The sequence below is a fragment of the Methanomethylovorans sp. genome, from assembly GCF_050177135.1.
Lineage (GTDB): Archaea > Halobacteriota > Methanosarcinia > Methanosarcinales > Methanosarcinaceae > Methanomethylovorans.
On sequence record NZ_JBFXHJ010000077.1, the window covers coordinates 1 to 10,720 of the forward strand.

10 protein-coding genes are annotated in these 10,720 nt (G+C 45.0%); 4 read left to right on the top strand and 6 right to left on the bottom strand.

Translation table 11 applies throughout. The features are described 5' to 3' along the window. The 4 genes from AB7U21_RS07405 to AB7U21_RS07420 all read left to right on the top strand — a co-directional run. Window positions 1-1,560: pyruvate/oxaloacetate carboxyltransferase (locus AB7U21_RS07405; RefSeq protein ID WP_428388016.1), on the top strand; the 1,560-nt coding region annotated here is incomplete at its 5' end. A gap of 10 nt (window positions 1,561-1,570) precedes the next feature. After that, complete coding sequence (locus tag AB7U21_RS07410) at window positions 1,571-3,061, top strand: acetyl-CoA carboxylase biotin carboxylase subunit (protein WP_333787236.1); 1,491 nt, start codon at window positions 1,571-1,573, stop codon at window positions 3,059-3,061. Between the two features lie 35 nt (window positions 3,062-3,096). Further along, window positions 3,097-4,074 (top strand): biotin--[acetyl-CoA-carboxylase] ligase, encoded by a 978-nt coding sequence (locus tag AB7U21_RS07415; RefSeq protein WP_333787237.1) that lies wholly within the window; start codon window positions 3,097-3,099, stop codon window positions 4,072-4,074. Window positions 4,075-4,085: 11 nt separating this feature from the next. Further along, window positions 4,086-4,649, top strand: a complete 564-nt coding sequence (locus AB7U21_RS07420; RefSeq protein WP_333787238.1) for an S-layer protein domain-containing protein — start codon at window positions 4,086-4,088, stop codon at window positions 4,647-4,649. 16 nt (window positions 4,650-4,665) lie between these two features. Here the strand turns inward: AB7U21_RS07420 and AB7U21_RS07425 are convergent, their stop codons facing one another. The 6 genes from AB7U21_RS07425 to AB7U21_RS07450 form a co-directional block, all read right to left on the bottom strand. Beyond that, window positions 4,666-5,586 carry a phosphoserine phosphatase gene (locus AB7U21_RS07425; RefSeq protein ID WP_333787239.1) on the bottom strand — a complete coding sequence of 307 codons (921 nt, stop codon included), beginning with the start codon at window positions 5,584-5,586 and terminating at the stop codon, window positions 4,666-4,668. Then, window positions 5,583-6,215, bottom strand: coding sequence for a hypothetical protein (locus AB7U21_RS07430; RefSeq protein WP_428388019.1), 633 nt, complete (start codon window positions 6,213-6,215; stop codon window positions 5,583-5,585). The genes AB7U21_RS07425 and AB7U21_RS07430 overlap by 4 nt, the downstream gene beginning before the upstream one ends. Before the next feature lie 69 nt (window positions 6,216-6,284). Continuing rightward, on the bottom strand, window positions 6,285-6,575 hold the full coding sequence (locus tag AB7U21_RS07435) for a DUF424 domain-containing protein (protein WP_333787265.1): 291 nt from the start codon (window positions 6,573-6,575) through the stop codon (window positions 6,285-6,287). A 10-nt stretch (window positions 6,576-6,585) separates the two neighbouring features. Beyond that, window positions 6,586-8,676: a minichromosome maintenance protein MCM gene (locus AB7U21_RS07440; RefSeq protein WP_333787241.1), complete on the bottom strand. Its 2,091-nt coding sequence runs from the start codon at window positions 8,674-8,676 to the stop codon at window positions 6,586-6,588. Window positions 8,677-8,734: 58 nt separating this feature from the next. Next, window positions 8,735-9,469 carry an RNA methyltransferase gene (locus AB7U21_RS07445; protein ID WP_333787242.1) on the bottom strand — a complete coding sequence of 245 codons (735 nt, stop codon included), beginning with the start codon at window positions 9,467-9,469 and terminating at the stop codon, window positions 8,735-8,737. Between the two features lie 180 nt (window positions 9,470-9,649). Then, the coding region (locus AB7U21_RS07450) for a PGF-pre-PGF domain-containing protein (protein WP_428388022.1) at window positions 9,650-10,720 on the bottom strand (1,071 nt) is incomplete at its 5' end.

The window sequence follows — 10,720 nt, forward strand, 5'->3', positions numbered from 1 at the left end:
CTTAACGAGGATCCATGGGAAAGGCTGAGGTCACTCAAAAAACAAATGCATAATACCTATGCTCAGATGTTACTTCGTGGGCAGAACCTCGTGGGCTATAGGCATTACTCGGATGATGTCGTTGAGAAGTTCGTTCAAAAGGCCTATGAAAATGGTATAGACATATTCAGGGTGTTCGACGCTGTCAACGATATCCGCAATATGGAAAAGGCCATCTCCGTAGCTAAAAAGCAGGGGGCACATGTCCAGGGTACTATATGTTATACTATTAGTCCGGTCCACACTGTAGAAAAATACGTGGAACTTGCAAGGGATCTGGCCGAGCACGACTGCGATTCTTTGTGCATCAAGGATATGGCAGGCCTGATCTCGCCTCATCAGGCCTATGAGCTTGTAAAGGCGATCAAGAAAGAGGTCAACCTGCCAGTGGATCTGCATTCTCATTGTACGTCCGGTATGGCACCCATGAGCTATATGGCAGCATGCCGGGCAGGTGTCGATATACTGGACACTGCGGTATCGCCCCTTGCATGGGGGACTTCACAGCCGCCCACTGAATCCATAGTGGCTGCCCTGGAAGAGACAGAGCGTGCCACTGGTCTGGACATAGAGCTCATTACAGAGGTCGCAGAGTATTTCAAGAATATAAAAGATGAGCTGAGGTGCGTTCTTAGCCCAATTTCAGAGCAGATAGATACCAATGTGCTGGTATATCAGATACCGGGTGGCATGCTCTCCAACCTTGTATCCCAGTTGAAGGAGCAGAATGCTCTGGACAAGTACAAGGATGTGCTCAAGGAAATGCCCCGGGTCCGTGCAGAACTGGGCTATCCTCCGCTTGTGACCCCCACCAGCCAGATCGTGGGTACTCAGGCAGTGCTTAACGTGCTCATGGGTGAACGTTATAAGGTGATCCCAAAGGAAGTTAAGGACTATGCCCGCGGACTGTATGGCAGGCCGCCTCATAAGATAGATGAGGACATATTGGTCAAACTCATACAGGACGAAGAACCTATCACCTGCCGCCCTGCTGATCTGCTTGAGCCTGAATATGAGAAGATGAAAGCTCAGGCTGAAAAGCTGGGACTTGTCAAGAAAGAAGAAGATATCCTTACTTATATTCTATATCCTGCAATAGCACCGGCTTTCCTGAGGGGCGAATCAAAGGAAGAAGAACTCACCCCCATAAAGACCGAAGTAAATCCGTGTGCTATTTCCAGCACGCAGGGAATACCCACCGAGTTCAAGGTAGAAGTGGATGGGGATGTGTTCAATGTAAAGGTCCATCCGGTGGATGGTTCCTTCAAGGTGACGGAAGGATCCGAGAAACCTTCAGCAGAATCTGTAAGAGGAGCCGTGACAAGTCATATGCAGGGTATGGTACTTTCTCTCAAGGTAAGTGTAGGTGACTCTGTAGAGGAAGGTGACACTATATGTGTCATAGAGGCCATGAAAATGGAAAATGCGATCCATGCTCCACACAGTGGGACTGTAAAGGAGATCTTCTTCGGGGAAGGCGATTCAGTTTCCTCCGGGGATGTATTGATGGCGATCGAATGAGGTAGATCTCATGTTCAACAAAGTGCTCATTGCGAACAGAGGTGAAATAGCCATCAGGGCCATGCGTGCCTGCAGGGAACTGGGCGTAAGGACAGTTGCCGTATATTCCGAAGCTGATAAGAATGCCCTCTTTGCAAAGTACGCTGATGAAGCATATCTTATAGGTCCTGCTCCTTCCAGTCAGAGTTATCTCAATATGGAGAAAATACTTGATGTGGCTGAAAAGACAGGTTCTGAAGCTATCCATCCGGGATATGGTTTTCTCTCTGAGAACCATGTATTTGCATCCGAATGTGAAAAGGCCGGAGTGGTCTTCATAGGTCCTCCCGGAAATGTCATCAAGAAAATGGGTAGTAAGATCGAGGCCCGTAAGACCATGAGCAAGGCAGGTGTCCCTGTGGTTCCGGGCACTGAAAATGCCATCTCGGATGTGGATGAAGCGGCCGAGGTCGCAGAAGACATCGGCTATCCGGTAATTATAAAGGCATCTGCTGGTGGCGGCGGCATAGGTATGAAGATTGTGCATTCCAGAGAAGAATTTGCCAATGCTATCGTTTCCATCCAATCTGTTGCAAGATCTGCATTTGGTGATCCAACCGTTTTCATCGAAAAATACCTGGATGAACCCAGGCACATAGAGTTCCAGCTACTTGCTGACAGATACGGGAATACTGTACATTGCAATGAAAGAGAATGCTCCATACAGCGCAGGCATCAAAAACTGATAGAAGAAGCTCCTTCTCCTATCATTACCGAAGAGATGCGTGAGCTGATGGGAAGCGCTGCTGTAACAGGAGCAAAGTCTATAGGGTATGAAAATGCAGGCACGATGGAGTTTCTGTATTCAAAGGGGCAGTTCTATTTCCTTGAGATGAACACGCGTCTGCAGGTAGAACATACTATCACAGAGCTTATTACCGGCCTTGACCTTGCAAAAAAGCAGCTATATATTGCTGCCGGTGAGGAATTGGCATATTCCCAGGAAGATATTCCGCTCAGAGGCTGGGCCATAGAATGCAGGATAAACGCCGAAGATCCGTTGAATGATTTTGCACCATCTCCAGGAAAGATACGCAGGTACCGTTCTTCAGGTGGACCAGGTGTGCGTGTGGACAGCGGTGTGCATATGGGATACACTATTTCCCCATATTACGATTCAATGATCTCAAAGCTCAGTGTATGGGCACCTACACGTATTGAAGCTATACACAGGATGGACAGGGCGCTTTATGAATACGTAGTGGTGGGAGTCACAACTAATATACCGTTCCATAAGGCAGTGATAAGGCATGAGCAGTTCCGCAAAGGCAATCTTACTACCCATTTCATAGAAGATAATTCCATTATCAGAGATGTGGAAAGAGTGGTAAGGGAAGATTCGGAGAAAGGAGCCACACTTGCATCTGCACTTGATAACAAGCCAACGAAGGTAGCTGCCGTGACTGCAGCTGTAGAGTCTTACATCCATGCAGCAAAGAACCAGTCTAATAATACAGAGTGAATCTCCTATAGAGAGATATTAATTGGTGGGATAAAGTGAGCAATAATTTAGCTGAGATCATGCGGATATTGAAAGAAGCTGATGGAAAACCAGTTTCCGGGGAGGAACTTGGAGAAAGGTTAGGTATATCCAGAGCAATGGTCTGGAAGTATATAAGTTCCTTGAAGGAAGGGGGATATGAAATAGAATCATCTCCTAAAAAAGGCTATGTGTTAAAGCTAGTCCCGGATATGCTTTACCCTGAAGAGATCAAAAACGGACTAAATACCACTTTGATAGGTACTAATATTTTTTATTTTGCAGAGCTGGAATCAACTAACAGTTTTGCCAGAGAGATGGCTAAGGAAGCAGAAGAAGGTACAGTTGTTATCGCCGAATCCCAGAAAAAAGGTAGAGGACGACTGGGGAGAAACTGGCAGTCACCCAAAGGAGGTATCAACCTTTCTGTGATACTTAAACCAAATATTCCTCTTGATCATGCAGCCAGGCTCACTCTCATGACAGGACTTGCAGCAGCAAATACCATTCGTTCTCTTGGATTGGATGCCCGTATAAAATGGCCCAATGATGTACTTATCAACGATAAAAAAGTATGTGGCATACTCACAGAAGTGGATGCTGAAATGGAACAGATAGATTATGTTATCATAGGGATCGGCATAAATGCCAATGTTAATGTGGACGAGTTCCCTCCGGGTATCCGGGAAAATGCTACAAGCCTTCAGAAAGAACTTGGTGCAGAGGTCAACAGGGTCGAATTTGTACAACGATTGTTGTATGAGTTCGAACAGCAGTATATAAAGTTCAAAACACAGGAGTTCTCTGCGATCCTTAGTGAGTGGATAAATCTATCTGATACTATTGGCAAGGAAGTTACCATAATGACCCCTTCGAGGATGGTGGAAGGCAAAGCTGTAGGTATTACTGATACAGGAGCTATCTCTGTCAGGACAAAAGATGGGAAAAGGGTAAACCTTATTGCTGGTAGATGTGTGTATACACGTACTAGATGAGAGACTTATCCATGTGGATAGGAAAATATCTATCCGTACTGTTGTTGGTGCTACTTCTATGCATGCCTGCAGATGCGGTATTACCTGCTTCCGCGGCTCTGGTAGTAGAAGATGTGCTTTTGAACGATACGAGCATATATCTTATTACAGGTGATTCCTGGCATTTTTATCAGGGATATAATTTTACTGTAAAAAGTGTGAATCAGGAAACTGACAGTGTATGGCTCGAACTGTCATTGGGGAATAAGCTATTGCAAAGTAGTATTCTTGGAGAGGGCGATCATTTTACCTATCAGAAGAACGATGGAACAATACTCGACATAACAGTGGATACTATATACGCAGGTGATGGCGAAGAACTGGTCGCTTTCTCACCGGTGTTCCAGTACATTGACAGGACCCTTCCTGCACCATTCATACCAGAAGATAAAGAAAATGGAGGGCAAAAAGATGGGTCACAGGACAATGCTTCTGCAGGATCAAATGGTATAGAGGGTTTCAGTTTTGATATAGCTCTCCCGCTGATAGCGGCTACTGCCACCCTGATGCTGATCCTTAGAAAAAAAGGTAATTAAGAGGCAAAGGGACCGGTCACAGTTCCAGATCCCCGTTCTCCATAAGTAGTTTTAGATCTTGCAGGCTCATTTTTCCTGTCTTTTCCAGTTTCTCCTTGGCGACTACCCTTTGTTCCTGTTGTTTCTTCTCATCCTTTATAAGCTGGATATCGTTCAATTTCTCAAGGTAGCCATTGAGTTCATCTCTTAGTTGTGAGATCCTTAGCTTAAGGGGGTCTATCTTGGCTCTGAGAGGCTCTGTGATCCCAAATTTTTCCTTTATCTGAGCATGACAGAGATCCGCATCTTTACGCATCTCATCCACTTTTTTGTATAGATCGATCATTTCCACATGATACTGCTGTGATATTTCTGCAAGTTCTTTTATATTAGATCCAATATTTTCTCCGGACCCCGCATGTTGAGAAACGGCAGCATCATATGTTTCCTGGATCTTCCTGTGTACCTCGTCTGCTTTCATGGCAGCTTTCAAACGTTCTTCAAGCTGCAGCAGCCTGCCAAAGACATCTATCTCATGTTGCAGAGGAACATCTGCATTAAGGAAAGTATCAAGTTCTGCAGCGTATGCTTTAGAAATCATATCCACAGTACCTCTTGAAACCTGGTTCAGGGCATCCCTTTCAGCTTTCAGTTTTGTGATCTCATCTGAGATCTGCTGGCTTGCGGATATCCTTGCATTTTTAACATTTTTCAGTTCAGATATCTTTGTGTTTATCGCATCTCTTTTTTCTTTCAGATCCCTGGCCTTTGTGACCATCTCCTTGACCTGAGCATTCAAGGCATCCCTCTTTTCCTTAAGTTCTGTCATGTTGGTGCGATGAAGGCGCAGTTCATTGAACAGGGATCTCAGTTCCCTCTCATCATGGGTTATCTGGGTACGCAGTTCATTGACCTTTAACTTCAGGTCCTTCTCTGAAATGGATGATGTATCGGTCATACTGCTGTCACCTCTCCGTCAGTGTTTTTAAGGCTTTCCCAGTATCTTAAAGCTTCTTTATGGCTCTGTATCCTTTTTTCCAGCCATGAATGTCTTGGTTTTGCTTTGCTAAGCTCATCTTCATGTAGTTTTTGGTCTTCTGTCAATGAATTTTCCAGGCTGGCTATAGATATGAGTTCCTCATGAGATGCAACAGCTTCTTCTATCTTGGAATGTATTGATGCTTTGCTTTCTGAAGGTTCTCCCACAGCTAAAACTGATAGTATTGACTCGACAACTGCCTTTTCTTCACTTACAGAGGATAGTGATTTTGCCTTTGCTATACTATCATGTATTGTATTGACATCTTTTTGTTCCATGCCCGATTCAATTAACTTTTCCATTATGTTCTCTGCCTGGTGGTAGAGTTGCTGGCGCTTTTCTTTGAGCACATCTATGCGTTCGAGCATTTCTTCATGTCTCTTTTTACTGTTATCTATTTCCCGGGAATAAGAAGAAAATCTTGTATCAAGTTCTTCAAATTCAAAATTATACTTCTCTAACATCTTATTGTGCTTAAGGATCACTGCATCGATAAGACCTTCGCGGCCAAGTAAAGTAACCCCTACACCATCTACTTCGGCGGTCATTCATTTATCTCCAACTAGACTGTATCTCGCAACATTTTTTCATAATATTATATATAAACACTGGTGCTATTATATTCGGAACAATTGAGCATGCGGCACACCATTTATATAGATCACACTTTCTGGGTTCACCACACCGCAGCTAATAGCACACTGGATACATTTTTCTCCAAACAGATTAGCTGTGGTTGCATTCTTTAGAGCTTTTTCAACACTCTCTGCATCAACGATCTCCCCACAAAAGAACCCTTCATTAACTGTTACTGTTAGATTCCCTTCCTTTAATGTCTTTCCAAGGATATCCCTGTCACATATGGCGACAACAACATTGCCACCGGAACTATGGACCTTCAGATACATCAATTATTCCTCACACAAGCTTCACACTATCATGATCAGGTTTCATCAGATCGCCGGATCTGCGCATTTTGGCGATCATTTCTTCTGCATGAGCTCTGTCAATACTTTCTATAGCTGCTTCTGCATATATCTCTTCGAGGGGCGCTTTACCAGCCGGATGCCTGCTCCCCACCTGCCTGATGATCTCCTTGAGCACTTTGATCTTATCTCTCTGGCTCTTGCTGGTACCTGATGCAATTATATCGACGTCGAACGCTCCCGTGGACGGATCGATCCCTACCTGTTTCATGCATGAATACACTATTTTTGTAGTACGCTTTGCATCCTCCATATTAACAACATTGCTAAGGCGTACCCTTGCACTTGCCTCTGCAAGCCTTACAAGGGCTTCCAGCTGCCTGGCAGTCACAGGTATCGGAGCATCCTTGCCTTCTCCCATTTTACGCAGATCCATGTAGAACTTCACCAGATGGTCCCGTGCTTCCTCTTCCATTACAGGGAAAATGTTCCTGCGTGAATATGCCACATACTTTCTCATAAGGTCAGGATCTATATCCGGAATGACTATCTCCATCTGTTCATCGACCTGCTCCTGGGTAACCTTACTTGTAGCCATCTTTTTGCGCTGTTCGGAAAGTTCACCTGCGTAGTGGGATTTTAGGATATGTCTGGCAATGCGTGTATCTTTCTCTTCGTTCGGCGTGTCCAGAAGCACGAAGATCATATCGAACCTGGACATAAGCGCCGGAGGCATATTTATCTGCTGGGCTATGCCCTCATACCTGTCAAAACGTCCATACTTAGGGTTAGCAGCACCAAGAAGTGCACATCGGGATTTCAGGGTGGCAAGGATCCCGGCCTTTGCAATGGATATCGTCTGCTGCTCCATAGCCTCGTGAAGTGCGCTCTTGTCCTCAGAGCGCATCTTGTCCATTTCGTCCACAGCAGCAATACCCATGTCGGCCATAACCAGTGCTCCGGCTTCCAGTGTCCAGCGGCCATCTCCCATTTCGTCCTTAACTGCAGCTGCAGTAAGGCCGCTGCTTGAGGCACTTTTTCCGGAAGCGAATACGCCTCTTGGTGCAAGTTTTACCATATAGCGAAGCAGCTGGCTTTTTGCCACGCCCGGGTCACCCACGAACAGCATGTGGATATCTCCCCTTACCCTTGATCCGTCAGGAAGATGTTTCGGGACACCGGAAAATAGCTGCAGGGCCAGCGCTTCCTTCACTTCTTCAAGACCATAGATGGAGGGTGCAATAGACCTGATGATCTTGTCATATATATGAGGGTCCTGGCTCATTTCCTTTATTATGTCCTCCTCTTCAGGGGTTATCTGGAGCTCATCGAACTCTTTATCCACATTCTCAATGGAATTCGCATCCAGTACGAGGTCATAAAAAGGAGATTTCCCTTCGCGGGTGGTACGCTGATGGGAACGGAGCACACCATTGATAACTATCCTGTCCCCGGGTTTTACGATGCCTGCAAGGTCTTCTTCCACATCCACGTCAAGACTTTGTGGCTGTGTTCCTCCCCTCAGGTTTTCGGGTGATTCCTGGATCTGCAGTTTCTGGGCATCCACGAAAAAGGATTGCTCCATAAGAATCTTGAAAGGTCCCTTCTTACCGCAAGTATCGTTCTCGCATTCCAGGGGCTCAACGAATTTCATCTCTGTTTGTGGCACAAAAGTGACATTTTCACATCGCATGCACATAAAAGCAGCATTTATTATTTTTGGCCGGACCTCGGTAGCTTTACGGATCATGCCTTCGATGGCAATGAATTTCATAAGATGCTTGCTTCTCAGGTCTCTGATAGGGATCTTATTAGGGATCTTTTCGAATCTGACCTTTGCCTTATCAAGTGTCTTATCAATAGGCAGATCTATTTCCTGCAAGGCCTTGTCTGCTGATGGCAACACTTCGGAAGGCTGCTCTAATAGCTCTGCAGCCAGTTCCCTATCGAAGATCTCAAGGTTTGAAAAATCAACTGTCAGACTTCGCTGTTCAGGGTATTCATTAGCAAGCTGAAGAATATCATCCCAGTAATACTGCTTTAGGAATACCTTGAAGTTCTCTTCCCATTTTATCTCTGTCATATCTTTCTCTAAGTTGGCTGCGCAGATTTAGTCCCGCAACCATAGTTTTTAATTTATATCAATATTTCGTGTACACATCTGATAAATTTTCCTTGTCTGATACCAGATGTCTTTGTATCCTGCGCAGGACACCTCGTAAGGTTTGCACTTCTCTGGGGATCAGGCGGGCTCTTCCGAATATTCTCTTAAGCATAAGTTCCGTCTTTTCCTTTTTGTGAGCAGGGTAATCAATGTTTTCCAGAACCTGGGAAAAATGTTCCATTAAAAGCTTTGTATCAAAAGGATCAGCCAGTGGTGTTTCTCCTGCCTGTACATCGCTCAGTTCGTACAGTATCACTGCAACAGCATGTGACAGGTTCATCACCGGATATATTTCGGATGTAGGAATGGTGAGGATCATGTCCATCATACATAATTCATCTTTTGTGAAACCTTTGTCTTCCCTGCCAAAAAGCAGTGCAATGGTCCCGGTGTATCCTTCCAGCAGTTCTTTCATTTCTCTTGGAACATGTGCCGGGATACGTATATGCTCATCGAATTTACTGCCTGTTATGCCTGTGGTGCCTATGAGAAGGTTGGCACCTGCAACAGCATCTTCTATGCTGCTTGTGATGGTTGCACCTTCGAGTACATCACGCGCATGGGAGGACATTGCACGTGCCTCACCTTCAAGGGAACAAGGGTTAACAAGTACGAGATCTGAAAAACCGAAATTCTTCATCGCCCTTGCGACAGAGCCCACATTTCCCTGATACAAAGGCTCAACGAGCACTACTCTGAAATTAAGAGACATGATATATCCTTGATGTTTTTGGAAGCTTATAGGTGTCTACAGATTATATAAGGCTAATTATAGTCCATGTTCAGCAAAAACCTATTCTGCCTGCTATGGCCAAAAAAGGAAAAGTAGCAATTATCGAACCCTGTATAAATCCACCTGTACTTTTATGTACAGGGGATTTACAGAGGAATTTCAATCTTTTTTCAGGTACATGTATCCAACAGCAACCATCCCGAGCAGGATGAACGCCTTAAAGAATGTCCATATATTGGTCCTTTCTGCCGGAGTTTCTTCCATACCAACATCTTCTGAGCCAGTAGCAGGGGTATATGTCCCTGTATCTGTGATATCAGTTACAGGAGAAGGATATGTCTTTTCAGCAGTGATCGCAAACGGTCCGAAAACTGTTGTCTGAGCCTCGAAGATCACATCGGTTGAAGTGGTGCTTTGAGGGGTAGTCTGCAACATTTGCCATGTGTCTTCATTATATACCTGCAGTCTTACATCTTCCGGGCTTAAGTCCATTGTTTGGAGCCAGGAGCTGTCAACTTTGAACTGGATCTTAGCATCCTGAATGTTAGATGTTGTGGCAAAGCCCGCTTTGCCTACCCAGACATTGATATATTTGTATACGAAACCTTCAGGATCACCTGTCACCAGTTTTGACCTGCCGTTGAGCACCTCTATAGTGGATGTTATTTCCCCAGAGTTCCTGAGGGAGTAGAGGCTGATGGACCGGATATCATTGCCTTCACGACTGAACTCATATAATACATTGGAATCCATTGCCAGATATTGACGATCAACGTCTTTCACAGCAACGTTCAAATAATCCTCGACAGAGCCGGCACCACCGCCTCCTCCACCGCTGCTACTGCTCTTACTGCTTGAACTACTTCCACTGCTCCCTCCTCCGTTACTATCGGAAGAGGATGTTCTGAGGTTAATAGTTACTGCATTGCCCTCCAGTCCTGCATTGTTGTATGGGACCAGAGTATAGCTATAAGTAGTGTCACTTTCCAGGTTGCTGTCAACATAGGATGTTGATCCGTTCACATCTGTAATTAGTACATTATTCCTGAATATTTGTACTCTCGCGGTATCGGTAGAAGTCTCCCATCCCAGTATAATTGAATCTGTAGTGATCGCTGTTTCTGAAACACTGGTGATCTCAGGAATTATAGATGATGTAGTTGCTTCATTGCTAACTGCCTCGGGATTGATGTTATCTTTTGTGTCAACGGTCTTAAGACCGATGGTATG

Coding starts and splice junctions, on each gene's coding strand:
- AB7U21_RS07410 (WP_333787236.1), top strand. CDS start 1,571: ATGTTCAACAAAGTGCTCATTGCGAACAGAGGTGAAATAGCCATCAGG.
- AB7U21_RS07430 (WP_428388019.1), bottom strand. CDS start 6,215: ATGACCGCCGAAGTAGATGGTGTAGGGGTTACTTTACTTGGCCGCGAA.
- AB7U21_RS07420 (WP_333787238.1), top strand. CDS start 4,086: ATGTGGATAGGAAAATATCTATCCGTACTGTTGTTGGTGCTACTTCTA.
- AB7U21_RS07435 (WP_333787265.1), bottom strand. CDS start 6,575: ATGTATCTGAAGGTCCATAGTTCCGGTGGCAATGTTGTTGTCGCCATA.
- AB7U21_RS07445 (WP_333787242.1), bottom strand. CDS start 9,469: ATGTCTCTTAATTTCAGAGTAGTGCTCGTTGAGCCTTTGTATCAGGGA.
- AB7U21_RS07440 (WP_333787241.1), bottom strand. CDS start 8,676: ATGACAGAGATAAAATGGGAAGAGAACTTCAAGGTATTCCTAAAGCAG.
- AB7U21_RS07425 (WP_333787239.1), bottom strand. CDS start 5,586: ATGACCGATACATCATCCATTTCAGAGAAGGACCTGAAGTTAAAGGTC.